This window comes from Microcoleus sp. CAWBG640 (genome assembly GCF_020883015.1).
GTDB lineage: Bacteria > Cyanobacteriota > Cyanobacteriia > Cyanobacteriales > Microcoleaceae > Microcoleus > Microcoleus anatoxicus.
Genome location: NZ_JAHRFC010000057.1, coordinates 15,217 through 31,014 on the forward strand (window position 1 = coordinate 15,217; position 15,798 = coordinate 31,014).

The following is a 15,798-nucleotide window of genomic DNA, read 5'->3' on the forward strand; positions in this document are numbered from 1 at the left end:
AGGATTTCCTATTGCAAAGATACAGTAAAGATTGAAAATAACCAGGATAATTAGTAGATAATAGAGTAAGATAAACCCCAAGTTTCAACGAAATCAACAGGCAAATAACGGAAATTTGTAACCCTTCAATCGGACAAAATAGAGGTGAACCGTCTTGATCGATCAGCAGGTGACAACGGAAATAAACACAACTTATCAATATCAAGTAGGAGGATATCTCCCCGTCAGCGCCCCCACCTATGTCAAGCGGCCCGCAGACGAAGAACTCTACAAACAACTCCTAAACAGGAACTTCTGCTATGTCATCAGTCCGCCACAAACCGGAAAGTCCAGCCTACTGCTGCAAACCGGGAAAAGACTGCAAGCAGAAGGTACATTGATTGCAGCAGTTAACTTGAAAACCATCAGCAATCCCAATATCACCCCGCAAAAGTGGTATGGGGGAATTATGTATCGCATAGCCAGCAGTTTTAACCTCACAAATAGGTTTGATGCTCTCAAATGGTGGAACGACCGCGAACTACTCTCACCGGTACAGCGATTAGAGATATTTATCGAAAAAGTTCTGTTAAAATCACTTAAAAATCAACAAAACATCGTAATTCTCCTCGATGACATAGACAGTATTAACAACTTAAATTTCAGTGCCAAAGATTTTTTGGCTTTAATTCTCAATTGTTATTCTAAGCGAAGCACTCAACAGGACTACGAGCGAATTACTTTTGCCCTGATGGGAGTAACCGTACCCTCAGAATTAATCGAAGACACCAAGTGCAACCCGTTTAACATAGCACGACCAATTCATTTAGACCGATTGGAATTACACGAAAGTTTCCCCCTCGCCAAAGGATTAGCAGTCAAAGCATTTAGACCTCAAAAAGTGCTCCAAGCCATATTAGATTGGACAGGTGGTCAACCGTTTTTGACTCAAAAAATTTGCAGCTTGGTAGCTGAGTATGGATCTTTCATTGGCAGAAATTGCGAACTAAAAGAAATTGAAAAATTAGCGAAAATTAGAATTATAAAAAACTGGGAAGATTGGGACAAGCCAGAACATTTAACAGCAATTCGCCGAGGCATTTTCCAGAGTTCCTGCGACAGCAGTCGATTGTTAGGGTTATACCAGCAAATTTTGCAAACCCCCGCTTCGGAAAAATTAGGGGAAACCGGGGGAGTAGCTGCGGATTCATCTCCCGAACAAATCGAATTACAAAAATTAGGATTGGTTGTCAAAGATTCGCGGAATAAACTAGCAGTAGCCAACCGGATTTATGAATCAGTATTCAATATTTTTTGGGTAGAAAAAGAGTTGGGGAATCTGGCTCCCTACAAAGCATCACTCACAGCATGGCTGGCTTCGGAACGTCAAGATAAGTCCCAATTATTGACGGGAAAAAGTTTGCAAGCTGCCTTAGATTGGACCGCCAATAAAAAACTAAGTCCAGAACACTATAGCTTCTTACATCCCGATCGAGATTTACCGGAAAAACCAGCAGTGGTTTTGGCACCAATTTCCGAAACTATTACAGACAGTAGTCTTGTCAACCCAGCACCCTTAGAGACTGTTCCAGCTAGCCGCGACGAACAGAAACTGTACAACCACATAATCTCCTGCGTCCAAACAGAATCGCCGGTACAGGTGATAGAGCGTTTCCGACAGCTATTTATAGATGGTATGGGCTATCCCGATCCAGACATAGAAGCCACTTTGTATAGTATAGTCTCTCTAAAGCGATCGGAACAGGAGTTTAAATACATCCTCCACCGCTGCTGTTACATCCCCATCAACCGATGGCAATTGAATTCCCAATACAAATTGGCGATCGCAAATTTGGTAGGTCTATTTAAGCAAACTTCACCCAGATTTGGGATGGATTTTTACATAGTCAAGTGCTTGCAGCGTCAAATAAATTTATTTACTAAAAGTGAAGAATTTGTCAATTTAGAACGCTTGGTAAAAGCTGTAGAACTAGGCTCGCAACTTCAGCAAAAACAGACTCACACTACCTTGGGAGAAATAATTTTTCGATATCCTTATTTATACGGTTATTCTCTGTTGAGCAAGGAAAGCATTGCAGAAGAACAGCAAACCATCCAACGACTGCAATCTCAAAGGCAACAACAATTTGAAACCGACTTATCTCTTTATTTAAACTATTTAGTTGCGCCGGGACAGACCGAAATTGGGATTGTAAACCCCGCAACCAATCCCACGCTTTTGAACGATGCAGAATTACATTTAGCCGTCCGGGAATTTGCTGGAAAGGTGAGTGGCGATCGCACTTACAAAGAGTCGGCTCAGTTATTTTTAAGACAGGCCAGAAATACTCGCTCCTATCAATCATTTAAAGTTGATTTGTATGAATATTTAATCTCAGCGGTGGAACCTGAATACGGCCGACGTCAATTTAGCGGTCGTTTGTACAAATACATCAAAAATACCCTCCGAGAAAATGACTCGATGAAGTTAAATAATTTGTTGTTAGTTCAGACTTGTCATGAATTATTCAATTTTTTAGTAGTGGAAAATGAACACCATCCTAGCCACTACATTTTTTATGACTTAGTTTACAATCTAGGTCCCAGCAGAACCATGGGTTTACTGCTGAAATTGGTACTACTTTCTGGTAAAGTTAAGCCTGATTTGGAAAAGCGATTTTCTATTTTATTCAATCACTATGAAGGAAAAGGCGCTGAGGAAATTATGTGGTTTATCAAATCTTTGGAAAATTTAAATGTCGCTTTTGTGGTGAATTTTGGGAAACCGGATTTGTCTTTCGTTAAACGGAATTTGATTTTGAATTGAAATAACGGTATATTGAGTCGTTTTATACAGATTTATGATTAGCTATCTCAAAGGCACTGTCGCCGACATCAGCAAAGGCAGTAACCGCTTCATCCTGACTCTCGAAGTCAATCAAATTGGCTATGAAATCCAAATTTTGCCCCGCGTGAGTGGTGAATTACCTCCCTCTGGGGAAATCGCCCAAATCTTTACTCATCAACAAGTTAAAGAAGACCAAATCGTGTTATACGGTTTTGGTAGTGCCACCGAACGAGATTTATTTCGACTGTTAACCAGTGTGAGTGGGGTGGGTGCTCAACTGGCGATCGCACTTTTAGATACCCTAGGATTGCCAGATTTAGTCCAAGCCATCGTCGGCGGCAATACCCGCATCCTCGCCAAAACCCCAGGCGTCGGCACCAAAACCGCAGAACGTTTAGCCCTGGAACTTAAAAGTAAACTTTCACAATGGCGACAACAGGAAGGTTTGACCACCTCAGTCGCCGCCGGAGTACCTGCGGCTATTCAAGAAGAAGTCGAAATGGTGTTGCTGGCGATGGGTTACACCGGGGCTGAAGTCTTGCAAGCGCTGCAAACCCTGAGTCAGGATAGTAATTTAGCAAAAAAAAGTAATGCCGATGATTGGATCAAAGAGGCCATTACTTATTTGAGCCGATAAATCTCAAGAAACCGGGTTTTTCATCCGTATTTAAGACTGGGCGTGCAGTATTTTCGTAAAAAACCCGGTTTCTGCCTCGATGACTAATCTCGCAAGTGCGATCGCAAATTTGATCGTTTGTGGTTCCCCTGTGATATAATCAGGGATTGTGAGATAGTACAAAAAAACCTAAAATCAATTCATGGCTCTTACACAACAACGCAAGCAAGAAATCATGGGCGACTACCAAACCCATGAAACCGATACCGGATCGCCAGATGTTCAAGTCGCAATGCTGACCGATCGCATCAGCAAACTCAGCGCCCACCTCAAAATCAACCAAAAAGACTTCGCTTCTCGCCGCGGTTTGATGATGATGATCGGCCGTCGCAAGCGCCTGCTGGCTTACCTGCAAAAGGAAAATGTCGATCGCTACAAAGCATTGATTGCCCGTCTAGGCATCCGCGGCTAAACACCAAAGCCCAAATTTGCGACAATATTCATTAGTCATCTCGATAAAAGTCAGTCAAGGGCAGGCCCCATGCCTACCCCACAAGAGTTTTGGGAGATGCCTATTGAATAAATGTCCGAATAAATGTCTGAAATGCCCTGTGGAAAATATAGAAACCACCAAGACGGTTAGGACGTTCTGAATCGCTGAAACTATTACTATACATAGTTAGATTTCTCTTGTTCCTGATTCCTTCTGCTATAAAATATGTCCTCCGAACCACCCCGCCAGCGCCTGCCCTTTGAACCGGCAAAAAATCGTAAAAAAACCCCTAAAAAACCCGCCCAAGCGCAACAAACAAACGCAGCATTAGAACTAAATCCTGCCGATAAGCAGCCCAAAGCCAGCCAAACGAAAAAACAAGACCCATCTATCCCAGAAGTGGTCAGCAAGCGCATGATATCCCGCATAGCGGTATTTTGTGGCGTACCGACACTGTTGGGAATTTCGACATTTTTTGTCAGCTATTGGATAGTCAGCAAAGGCTTGTTCGATCTACCAAACACAGCGGTATTGTTAGTCAGTATGGGTTGTTTTGGTTTGGGTGTACTAGGATTGAGTTACGGAGTCCTGTCGGCTTCCTGGGATGAAGAAATTTCAGGAAGTGTTATGGGTTGGGAAGAATTTAAGACTAATTTTGGACGGATGCGAGAAGGATGGCGATCGGCTAAATCAAAAAATTAGTTATTAGTCATTAGTCAGTAGTCAGTAGTCAGTAGTCAGTAGTCAGTAGTCAGTAGTCAGTAGTCAGTAGTCAGTAGTCAGTAGTCAGTAGTCAGTAGTCAGTAGTCAGTAGTCATTAGTCAGTAGTCAGTAGTCAGTAGTTAACAGTTAACAGTTAACAGTTAACAGTTAACAGTCAACCAGTTAACAGCCAACAGTCAATCCGTGTCATAATCCGTGTTTAGCCCAAGAGAGAAGGCCAAAGAAATATGATTATTGTAATGAAAGCCGGTACTCCAGAAGCCGAGATCGATCGCCTAGACGAAGAACTCCGCACTAACTGGGGTTTGTCCCCAGAAAAAATAGTGGGACGCTACAAAGTTGTCATCGGTTTAGTAGGTGACACCGCTGAGCTCGAACCGATGCAGCTTCGGGAAATGAGCACCTCGATTGAGGAAGTATTGCGAGTGGAAAAACCCTACAAGCGGGCTTGCTTGGAGTATCGCCAAGGAGAACCAAGCGCCGTTGAAGTGGCTACTCCCCTAGGAACTGTGACGATCGGCTTGAATCACCCGATCGCGGTTGTAGCAGGCCCTTGTTCCGTCGAAAACGAAGAAATGATTGTCGAAACGGCAATGCGCGTTAAAGCTGCTGGTGCTCATTTTCTGCGTGGTGGAGCTTACAAACCGAGAACTTCTCCCTACGCTTTCCAAGGACACGGCGAGAGTGCTTTGGGGCTGTTAGCCGCCGCGCGGGAAGCTAGCGGTTTGGGAATTATTACCGAAGTTATGGATGCGGCGGACTTAAGTGCGATCGTGGAAGTAGCCGATGTAGTTCAAGTCGGGGCCAGAAATATGCAGAATTTCTCCCTATTGAAAAAAGTCGGAGCACAAGACAAACCAGTTTTGTTGAAGCGTGGGATTTCCGCAACCATTGAAGAATGGTTGATGGCTGCTGAGTATATCATGGCAGCGGGCAATCCCAACGTGATTTTGTGCGAGCGCGGCATTCGCGGCTATGACCGGCAATATACGCGAAATACGCTAGATTTGTCTGCGGTTCCTGTGTTGCGAACTCTGACTCACTTACCAATTATGGTTGACCCCAGTCACGGCACCGGTTGGGCGCAGTTTGTACCTTCCATGGCCTTTGCTTCGATCGCCTCTGGTACTGATTCCCTGATGATTGAAGTGCACCCGAATCCCAAAAAAGCCTTGTCTGACGGGCCACAATCTTTGACACCGGATCAGTTCGACAAGTTGATGGAAGAATTGGCGGTAATTGGTAAAGTCATGAAACGTTGGCCACAAGTACCTGCTTTAGTGTAGGTTATTGAGTTAATAAGGGCGATCGCTATTAGAGCCCGGACTTCCTCAAGAAGTTCGGGCTTTAGCTATGTTGGATTCATCCCATCCATCAGCGGTTAAAGTTCCAAAGTAATTAACTGAGCAATTTCATCCGTCTGAAAACCCAAAGCCATCGGCTTTTGCACTCCCGGAATCACCTGCACATCATACAGTTCCGTGACAATCCCTTCAAACCGCAACCAATGAACGATCGCACCAGTAGTCAAATCAATCACCATCATCCCACACCGAGCCTCAGCATCTTTAGCTACTAACAACTCATCCAACTCTAAACCACTAAAAGTATTGTCACCACCCCTCGGTTTCGACAATCCAACAATCGCCCAATTTTGCCAAAATGCCAGCCCTCGGACATATCCCGGACAAAATGCCACAGCCTGAAATTTCCCTGTCTCTAAATCCACATAACCAAATTCCCCTCTCCCCGAATTCAACAACCACAATTTATCCTGATACCAGCGAGGAGAATGCGGCATTGACAATCCCGTAACGATAATATCATTAGATGCGACATCAATCACGATACCGCCGTTTTTTCGGCGATCGCGCCAACCATCCACCACATCCGACTGACTCGACGCCGTGACATATTTCGCCTCCCCATCCACCATCGCCAAACCGTTCAGGTGACAGCGGTCTTCATTGATGTATTGTGAGATAAACGGCGGTTTCCACAGAGGTTTGCAACTGTGCCGATCGCTCAAAGTAGCGATACAATTGAACAACGTACTAATAAAAATAATTTCGTTATTCTTATCAACAGCGATATCGTGAATGTCGATATCTCCTGTAGTGTAGGCGATGCGGGGTATATATAGGCGATCGTAACCTTGATGTTGTCCACCCTCCGCCAGCACATTTTCTAATTGCCAGAGTTGATATTTTGAGCTTAGGTAGAGGCGTTCTGGGGTGCAAAAAAGTCCCATTGCGCGATCGAATATTCGCCAATATCCAGAAATAGTATTAGTTTCGGGATTACTCCCAATTAACATTAATCTGCTAGTTTGATAGGTAGTGCAAGCGATACTGATTTGTTGAGAAGTCAACCAATATGGAAAATCGCGATCGCCAATCAAATCCTGTGGCGAATCCGCACCAGCAATCCCTTTCCCATTCTGATTTTCCCCCATATTTTTATTCCTTAAATCCCTTGCTTTTTCCACTTTCTCGTCTCCTAAATTCCTGACTAAATTGCTTTTGAAATCAGGTTTTAAATCATTTTTCAACCTTCCCTCTGCTTCTTTTCCGATTCCTTCTGCCTTGTCTATCTGTATCGCTTCCGGCGACTCACCCGATTGATATCGTTCCCAAACCTTAAGATATCCCAACTCCAAATATCGCACCGTTTCAGGAGTATCAAACAACGGCAATTGGCGGCGGTTTTGATGCAGGTAATCTTTCAATTTTCGCAACTCTTGAGGATGAGTAGCTAAATGTACCGCCAACTTTTCATACTCTTCTAAACTATTAACTATTAACTGTGGTAAATTAACCGCATTTAATAAACTCGCTCCCACCCGCGCCGCAAAAGTTTCTCCGGGGCAGGTAATAAAGGGGATTCCCATCCACAAAGCATCACTACCTGTCGTGTGAGCATTGTAATATAAAGTATCTAGGAATAAGTCGATCCAAATGTGGCGCGATAGGTGTTCCTCCTGTAGTAATCTCGGCGCAAAAATTAGGCGATCGCCCTTAATTCCCCGCAATTTAGCCTCATATTTCAGGTTCCGAGTTGCTTCGGCATTGCTCTCTAATAACCATAGTACACTATTAGGGACTTTCTCTAAAATTCCCATCCACACGCTAAACATGACTGGCTCAATTTTGCGACTGTGATTGAAGCAGGCGAAGACAAATACATCTTCTGGTAAGCCACATTTAGCTTTGGGATTTTTCTGTTTAATTTGCGCGTCTTCTGCGGGACAAACTCTCAGATAATTATTAATCTGATAGCTATTGGGTAGACAAATAAATTTTTCACTAAAGAACTCGGCGAGGCGGGGAGGTGTTACTATATTATCTATGATAATATAATCAATAAATTCGGCTCCCATTGTGCTTGCATAAGTTAGGTAGTTAATTTGAATAGCAGCAGGGCGCATTGCTAAGATTTCTGGGTTAGAATATTGGGTATATCCTCCCATGTCGATGAGAATGTGAATGCCATCATTGTATATTTTTTCGGCTGCTGCGGAGGTAGTCATTCCTCGCAAGTCGGTAAATTTATCGCAGTCTGCTTCTACTTTTTTACGCTCAAAACTGCCGTCATTGGGGCCGAGAGAGTAGACGAATATTTCAAATTGAGCGCGATCGTGCAAGGCGAATAATTCACCGATTAAATGCGTTAAAGCGTGGCTGTAGAAATCTCCAGATATGTAACCTATTCGCAGAGTTAGGGGAGGTATAGCGGGGGGAATGTGAGGGGGAAAGTAATTTTGAGGTTTACTACTGACAAATTTAGAGAAGTACCGATTAATCGCGAGATGTTTGTCAGCCCCAAATGGCGAGTACATGATAAAGTCAAAAACCGAGAAATCTTTTAAAGTATTTTGTTCTATTAAACCTATGCCGATTTGCCACATTTTTTCGCTGGCGGCTGCTAAATTATCCCACTCGCAAATCCCCTGGTGAATTTTCACCAAAGCTGCCATTGCACTGATATTATTCGAGTCTAGCTGCAAGACTTTTTGATAATTGGCAGCAGCTTCACTATATCGATCGCAGCGGTATTGAATGTTGGCTAAGTTTCCCAAGGATGGAATCAAGTCTGGTTGAATTGCTAAAGCTTTTTGATAGCAAATTTTTGCTGCTTCTAGGTTTTCTTGTTTTGTGAGCAAGCCTCCTAGACTATTGTAGGCGATCGCGTAATTGGGATTGTAGGTAACAGCTTGTTGGTAAGCCGCGATCGCCTCTTCATCTTCCCCTATATTTTCCAGCGCTACGCCTAAATTATACCAACATTGAGAGTAGCGCTGTTCGCAATTTAAAGCTTGGCGGTAAAGTGCGATCGCCTCTCTCCATTCTTGCTTAACTAACTTAGCATTTCCCAATTGAAAATAAGCAGGTGCATAATTAGGTTGCAGCGCAATAACCTGTAGATATTCCCTACTAGCTGCTTCCCAGTCGCCTTGTTTTTGCATAGCCCACGCTCTATCATAGAGGCTTTCCACAGAAATTTCCTGAGACATTTTATTAATCCTTTTCAACCATTCTTCCCATTCTAATGCACGAACTTTCCAAGTGCAATTTTTATTAAAATAATCTACCTGTCGCCGTAAAAAATGTTCGGCTTCTTGACTGTTAGCACCTGTTAGCAATTCTAGCACATCCAGAACGATCGCGATAAATTCTTGGGCATAAGCTTCTCTTTCGGAAATAGAATCAAAGGGATTGCTCAAATTTGAAGAATTGGACTGCGACAGCGATATTAAACGGGCAAAACCTGCCGTTGTTTCGGGCAAAGCTCCCCAGTTGCTAGTCACGACAAAACAACCGCTAGCTAGAGCTTCCATCACGGAGATACAAGAAGTTTCCGCAAAGGTATTTGGGTAGGCTAATATATTAATCGATCGCAATTCCCTAGCCAGTTCTGGCTGAGTTAGCGAACCGATATACTCAACTCCTGCTGTTTCTGCACAGCGCTGATAGAGGGGTTCCCATTCGTCTCGATTTTCAGCTACTTGATAGACTTTTAAACTAGAAAATACTTTTAATCTCACACCTGGAAATCTTCGCCTAATTTTCGGGAAGATATCTAAGAGTAAATCTAAACCGCGAAAGGGAGTGCTGGTATAAGTTAAAACGGGAGGTTGTAATTTTTTGGTTAAAATATTTTCGCCTTCATCAAACAATCTTTCAAAAGCAGGCGCGATCGCATTTTTTATCACTCCTATTTGCAGATTTTTCAGATTGAATTGTTGTAAATATAACTGTTTTTGCCACTCGCTGACAAAAATCATGCTATCGTACATCAATTCTAAACATTGTAAAGGCTTTGCTGCCGGCTGATCGCAAGCGTGTTGCATCCAGAGAATTAACTTAGTTTTCTCTCCCAATAGCGGCTTTAACTGCGTTCCCGTTTCTGGGTGATTCAGGATAATAGCAGCATCAAGAGTTGTTAACAGTTCCTGAGAAAGATTAGTCAAAGAACAGCAATTAACTCCCCGATACACTCCGGGTTTAGAAGTATGATTGCACAAATATACTTCATGTCCCATAGCTGATAGTGCTACTGCTAAATAGCACAAAGCTGACTGAGATCCGCCTAGAGGTTGGCGGTAAGGAGTTTCTGTATCATAATCCCACGCGATCGCATCAAAAAAGCCAATTTTCATAGTAAACCAATCAAAATTACATCTCCATCATCCTTGTACCTTATTCATGTTAAATTAGAGCAATTAGTTTCTAGCCAACTGGATAAATCAGCTAAACTAGAAAAGTCGAAAATAGCCTCAGCCAAAGCCGATAACTGCTCTGATGATAGCTGTGATAAACGAGCTTCTATATCTTGATTTAGTTCGCCTAATTGTCGTTGTAATAGCCGTTTAATTAGATTTATTTGACCTCTTTGTTCACCTCTTTGTTCGCCTCTTTGTTCACCAATTTGTATACCCTCAGCCAACCCTTCAACCCGCCCCTCAGCCAGCCCCTCAGCCTTACTCAACTCAAGAGCACCTATTCTTTCCCGTTCAAACTGTTCCCGCTTTTCCAAATCATCTATTTCCTCTAAACTGAGATTTACGCGATCGGCGATCGTAAAAGCCTTCTCAATTTCCGGTACAATTGACATAGATGCTGGTATCACCTCTAAATCCGGTGCTTTTCGTAAAAAATAAAGCCACTTATCCGTAATATTAGTCAATTCTTCTAGAGTTTTATTAAATTTTGGCAACTCCACAAACACTAATTTTAACGGACTATGCTGATAATTCAGTAGTAACTCATCTTCCTTAAGTGTAAATTGTGAAATCACTTTACTATGTTCCTGAAACATGATAAAATCTGTCACCGCTATACCGATCGCAGCTCTCAATTCTGGATAAACTTCTCCTAATTTCAGTTGATTAACATACATTTTCGCTGTGTTGTAAAGAATCCTCTTCCCAAAAGCAGGTACATTAAGTGCCTGCATTTCAATCAACACATTTTCCCCATTATTCAAGAGAGCTTTCACATCAAAATAAGTCGTTTTTAAACCCGAAATTCTCCCAGGGGCGTAAGGGTCGATAATTTCTAAAGAAACTATGACTGTCTCACCTTGATAGACAATTGCATTCAGGAAACTAATTAAAATATCTTGACTTTGATCCGAACCAAAGATTTTTTTAAAGGCGTAGTCTGTTTTGGGGTTAATAAATTTCATGGTGTTAGTAAAAAACTCCAGATAAGTGTACTATAGTAATGCGATCGTACTCAATTAAATATTTGTTGTTGGGTTAACCAAGAAGGCAAATCGCGATCGCCAAAAATCTCATGTTCTTGTACTGTATTCAAAATTGTGTCGTTATTCATAAAATCCAGAAAATCTTTATATTATATATCCAAAATGTAGGGGCGGGTTCACCAACCATAATTGCCTAAAACCCACAATCTCATAAACCCGCCCCCACCCAACCATAAATCAAAATGTACCTCTTTAATGTAGGGGCGGGTTCACCAATCATAATTGCCTAAAACCCACAATCTCATAAACCCGCCCCCACCCAACCATAAATCAAAATGTACTCACAATAACAATGGCTCAATTTTAATTTGCACCTCCTCAATTACATCTTCAGATACAGACTCAACGAATCGAACACCGCGAACTTTCCAGTCTAAACACTTGATTTGATCCGCAAGAATTACTCCCTGAACTTTCAATCCAGTCGGTAGGGGAACTTCAAAAGGATACCCTTTTTGTTGCTTGGTAATCGGCATAAATAAAGCTAAAGAGCTTTTCTCATTGTAAGCACGAGGGGACAGCACAAAAGCAGGTCTAAGTCCTTTTTGCTCGTGTCCCTTAGTCGGGTCAAAGTCCAAATAAACGATATCACCTCGACTCGGAATGTAAAGATTTGATTGTGTCACCAAACTTCATTCCCCACAGCAACTCCACTATCAATCTCGGTATGAAGATTCTCTGGGGTAATCGCCTCAACCAACTCCTCAAGCGAGTACCGCCGACGAGTTATCGGCTCGATCGTCAGCCTACCATCTATCAATACAAACTGCACTTGGGAACCTTCAGCTAAGTTAATCTCTTTAGCTAAATGCTGTGGAATCCTAACAGCAAGACTATTTCCCCATTTGGCGATCGTCCCAACCATAGTATCATCCTCTAGTTAGTGATATCACTCTCAGAATTTCACCCTTTTTTTAAGGATGTATATACAGAGTGTCTACAGTATAGCAACTCAGAAAAAGGTTGACAAGTTGGGTGGGGCGGGTTTCACCAAGCATAATCGCCGAAAACCCAAAATCTGATAAGCTCGCCCCACCCAACCATAAATGAAAATATACCTCTTTAAAGATACAAGACAACACGGCAAGGTCGGAAACTTCATAAATGTTGAAAATTCCAGATGAGTATGCTAGATTACGATCGCACTAAATTAAATATTGCAGCTAATCTATCATGAACAAGCAAATTATTTTCGTAGACCCCTCAGTACGAGATTATCAAAGCCTAATTCAAAACACTGATCGCGCTCAAATTTTCATTTAAAATGAAAATTTGAGCGCGATCGGACAAATTACTCATACCTTAGCCAATCAAAAAGATATTGAAGCGCTACACATACTTTCCCACGGCAGCCCAGCCAGTGTCAACCTGAGCACAGAAACCCTCAATAACAGTAACTTAGAAAAATTCAGCCCTCAGCTAAAACAGTGGGGAAATGCCCTCACCCAAAACGCCGACATCCTATTATATGGATGCGAAGTAGCCGCAGGAGAAACCGGCCAAAACTTCCTCAAACGACTCAGTGAAATCACAGGTGCTAACATCGCCGCCTCAGCCACCCCCACCGGAAGCGCTGAATTAGGGGGAGACTGGAACCTAGAAGTCCAAACAGGCCCCATAGCAGCAGCAATCCCCTTCAACGCCAACAGCCTTAAAACCTACAGTGGCGTACTAGGCCTCGCCCCCAAAGTTGACTTCACAACTGGCTCTAGCCCCTTCTCCGTCAGCATCGGCGACTTCAACGGCGACAACAAACCCGACTTAGCTGTGGCGAACTTTAACAGCACCGGTACCGCCTCCATCCTGCTCAACACCACCACTGTCGCCACCACCCCCACCTTCGCCACCAAAGTTGACTTTGGAACTGGCTCTAACCCCACCTCCGTCACCATCGGCGACTTCAACGGCGACGGCAAACCCGACTTAGCGACGGCGAACTTCAGCAACACCGCTTCCATCCTGCTCAACACCACCACTGTCGCCACCACCCCCACCTTCGCCACCAAATTTGATTTCCCAACTGGCACTGGCTCCACCTCCGTCAGTATCGGCGACTTCAACGGCGACAACAAACCCGACTTAGCCGTGTCGAACCAAAACAGCAGCAACGTCTCCATCCTGCTCAACACCACCACCACCACCGGAGCCACCACCCCCACCTTCGCCACCAAAGTAGACTTCACAGTTGCCTCACAGGCCACCTCCGTCAGCATCGGTGACTTCAACGGCGACAACAAACCAGACTTAGCTTTAGTGCAGAGGCTTGGAAACATAGTCTCCATCTTCCTCAACACCACCACCACCGGAGCCACCACCCCCACCTTCGCCACCAAAGTAGACTTCACCACTGGCTTTAGCCCCCAATCCGTCAGCATCGGCGACATCAACGGCGACGGTAAACCGGACTTAGCTGTGGTGAACTCGAACAACAGCACCGCCTCCATCCTGCTCAACACCACCACTACCGGAGCCACCACCCCCACCTTCGCCACCAAAGTTGATTTCACAACTGGCTCTGGCCCCCGCTCCGTCAGCATCGGCGACATCAACGGTGACGGTAAACCAGACTTAGCTGTGGCAAACAACAGCAGCGCCAGCGCCTCCATCCTGCTCAACACCACCACTACCGGAGCCACCACCCCCACCTTCGCCACCAAAGTTGATTTCACAACTGGCACTAACCCCGTCTCCGTCAGCATCGGCGACATCAACGGCGACGGCAAACCAGACTTAGCTGTGGCGAACAACGGCAGCAACACCGCCTCCATCCTGCTCAACACCACCGCCAAAGTGACTGCTGTCACTGCCACCACCGCTGACGGCAGTTACGGTGTGGGTTCTACCATCGCCATCACCGTCACCTTCGATGCTGCTGTGGATGTCACTGGCACGCCCCGACTGCAACTAGAAACGGGCACAACTGACCGATTTGCTACTTATGTTAGTGGTAGTGGCGGCACAGTCCTCACTTTCAACTATGTAGTCCAAGCCGGGGATTCTGCTGCTGACTTAGAATATCTCGCCACAAATGCCCTTACTCTCAATGGCGGCACAATTAAAGATAATTTGGCTGTGGATGCCATCTTAACCCTTCCCACCTTAGCCTCACCTAACTCTCTTGGTGGTAGTAAAGCCATAGTTGTTGATGGCGTTGTACCCACTGTCACTTTAGCATCCTCTTCAACAACAACAGTTAACGGTTTATTTGCTGTCACAGCCGCATTCAGCGAAGATGTCACAGGGTTTGATACTAGCGACATCACCGTTGGTAATGCGAATATCAGCAACTTCCTCAAAGTTAATAACAAAACTTACACATTTAATGTCACACCAATTGTTGATGGAAACGTCACAGTTGATATTCCAGCAGCGAAAGCAACTGATACAGCGGGTAATAATAATACCGCTGCTACTCAATTAACTCGCACTGCTGATTTCACCGCACCCACTGCCACAATTAACCAAGCAAGTAGTCAACAAGATCCGACGACTAATAACCTGATTAACTACACCGTTCAATTTAGTGAACCTGTGACTGGGTTTGATGCTACTAAAGTGGCTCTGAGTGGCACCGCCGAAGCCACTACCGCCGAGGTTACAGGAAGTGGTAAATTTTACAATGTGGCAGTCAGTGGTATGACCAAAGCGGGTACTGTGATTGCTAGTATTAATGCCAATGCGGTGACAGATGTAGCCGGGAATCCTAACACAGCAGCCAGTACCAGTACAGATAACCAAGTTACCTTCACTAAAAATACCGCCCCAGTCGTAGCCAGCGCCATCAACAATCAATCAGCTACACTCAACACAGCATTTACTTATACAGTACCAACGACTACATTTACCGATGCTGACAATGACACATTAACTTACACCGCGACAAAAGAAGACGGAACCGCTTTACCGAGTTGGTTAACATTTAATGCCACAACTCGCATCTTTAGTGGAACACCTGCAACAGCGAATATCGGAAACTTACAAGTAAAAGTCAGTGCATCCGATGGAAAAGCTGCTACTAGCAATACCTTCCTGTTAACAGTTTCCGATAAACCGAATACCGCCCCAGTTGTAGCCAGCGCCATCAACAATCAATCAGCTACACTCAACACAGCATTCAATTACACAGTACCAACGACTACATTTACCGATGCTGACAATGACACATTAACTTACACCGCGACAAAAGAAGACGGAACCGCTTTACCCACCTGGTTAACATTTAATGCCACAACTCGCATCTTTAATGGAACACCTGCAACAGCGAATATCGGAAACTTACAAGTAAAAGTCAGTGCATCCGATGGAAAAGCTGCTACTAGCAATACCTTCCTGTTAACAGTTTCCGATAAACCGAATACCGCCCCAGTTGTA

The 15,798-nt window shown here is 44.1% G+C and carries 10 protein-coding genes; 6 read left to right on the forward strand and 4 right to left on the reverse strand.

Features of this window, described 5'->3' with window-relative positions; translation table 11 throughout:
• The first annotated feature begins 169 nt into the window (after window positions 1-169).
• The 5 genes from AAFP11_RS22425 to aroF all read left to right on the forward strand — a co-directional run bounded on the left by AAFP11_RS22425 (window position 170) and on the right by aroF (window position 5,945).
• Complete coding sequence (locus tag AAFP11_RS22425) at window positions 170-2,806, forward strand: AAA-like domain-containing protein (RefSeq protein WP_341739045.1); 2,637 nt, start codon at window positions 170-172, stop codon at window positions 2,804-2,806.
• Window positions 2,807-2,840: 34 nt separating this feature from the next.
• Entirely contained in the window at window positions 2,841-3,464 is a 624-nt protein-coding gene (gene ruvA, locus AAFP11_RS22430) for a Holliday junction branch migration protein RuvA (RefSeq protein ID WP_341739046.1), read from the forward strand.
• A 181-nt stretch (window positions 3,465-3,645) separates the two neighbouring features.
• The gene (gene rpsO, locus AAFP11_RS22435; RefSeq protein ID WP_340523640.1) at window positions 3,646-3,915 is read left to right on the forward strand and encodes a 30S ribosomal protein S15; all 270 of its coding nucleotides are present in this window, start codon (window positions 3,646-3,648) and stop codon (window positions 3,913-3,915) included.
• A gap of 246 nt (window positions 3,916-4,161) precedes the next feature.
• Window positions 4,162-4,638 carry a PAM68 family protein gene (locus tag AAFP11_RS22440; RefSeq protein ID WP_341739047.1) on the forward strand — a complete coding sequence of 159 codons (477 nt, stop codon included), beginning with the start codon at window positions 4,162-4,164 and terminating at the stop codon, window positions 4,636-4,638.
• Window positions 4,639-4,886: 248 nt separating this feature from the next.
• On the forward strand, window positions 4,887-5,945 hold the full coding sequence (gene aroF, locus AAFP11_RS22445; RefSeq protein WP_341739048.1) for a 3-deoxy-7-phosphoheptulonate synthase: 1,059 nt from the start codon (window positions 4,887-4,889) through the stop codon (window positions 5,943-5,945).
• Between the two features lie 95 nt (window positions 5,946-6,040).
• On the opposite strand, the gene AAFP11_RS22450 is transcribed toward aroF, so the two are convergent.
• The 4 genes from AAFP11_RS22450 to AAFP11_RS22465 form a co-directional block, all read right to left on the reverse strand.
• A complete protein-coding gene (locus AAFP11_RS22450) occupies window positions 6,041-10,318 on the reverse strand; it encodes a TIGR03032 family protein (protein ID WP_341739049.1) in 4,278 nt (1,425 codons plus the stop codon).
• A gap of 44 nt (window positions 10,319-10,362) precedes the next feature.
• Window positions 10,363-11,346 (reverse strand): Rpn family recombination-promoting nuclease/putative transposase, encoded by a 984-nt coding sequence (locus AAFP11_RS22455; RefSeq protein WP_341739050.1) that lies wholly within the window; start codon window positions 11,344-11,346, stop codon window positions 10,363-10,365.
• 362 nt (window positions 11,347-11,708) lie between these two features.
• Window positions 11,709-12,053 (reverse strand): endoribonuclease MazF, encoded by a 345-nt coding sequence (mazF, locus tag AAFP11_RS22460; protein WP_341739051.1) that lies wholly within the window; start codon window positions 12,051-12,053, stop codon window positions 11,709-11,711.
• The gene (locus tag AAFP11_RS22465; protein ID WP_333276660.1) at window positions 12,050-12,292 is read right to left on the reverse strand and encodes an AbrB/MazE/SpoVT family DNA-binding domain-containing protein; all 243 of its coding nucleotides are present in this window, start codon (window positions 12,290-12,292) and stop codon (window positions 12,050-12,052) included. The genes mazF and AAFP11_RS22465 overlap by 4 nt, the downstream gene beginning before the upstream one ends.
• A gap of 407 nt (window positions 12,293-12,699) precedes the next feature.
• Between AAFP11_RS22465 and AAFP11_RS22470 the strand changes: the two genes are divergently transcribed.
• Window positions 12,700-15,798, forward strand: a 3,099-nt coding sequence (locus AAFP11_RS22470; RefSeq protein WP_341739052.1) for an FG-GAP-like repeat-containing protein, incomplete at its 3' end; no start/stop codon positions are given.

What these genes read in the sequence shown, in the direction of transcription:
- AAFP11_RS22455 (WP_341739050.1), bottom strand. Translation starts at nt 11,346, where the DNA reads ATGAAATTTATTAACCCCAAAACAGACTACGCCTTTAAAAAAATCTTT.
- rpsO (WP_340523640.1), top strand. Translation starts at nt 3,646, where the DNA reads ATGGCTCTTACACAACAACGCAAGCAAGAAATCATGGGCGACTACCAA.
- AAFP11_RS22465 (WP_333276660.1), bottom strand. Translation starts at nt 12,292, where the DNA reads ATGGTTGGGACGATCGCCAAATGGGGAAATAGTCTTGCTGTTAGGATT.
- AAFP11_RS22440 (WP_341739047.1), top strand. Translation starts at nt 4,162, where the DNA reads ATGTCCTCCGAACCACCCCGCCAGCGCCTGCCCTTTGAACCGGCAAAA.
- aroF (WP_341739048.1), top strand. Translation starts at nt 4,887, where the DNA reads ATGATTATTGTAATGAAAGCCGGTACTCCAGAAGCCGAGATCGATCGC.
- AAFP11_RS22450 (WP_341739049.1), bottom strand. Translation starts at nt 10,318, where the DNA reads ATGAAAATTGGCTTTTTTGATGCGATCGCGTGGGATTATGATACAGAA.
- ruvA (WP_341739046.1), top strand. Translation starts at nt 2,841, where the DNA reads ATGATTAGCTATCTCAAAGGCACTGTCGCCGACATCAGCAAAGGCAGT.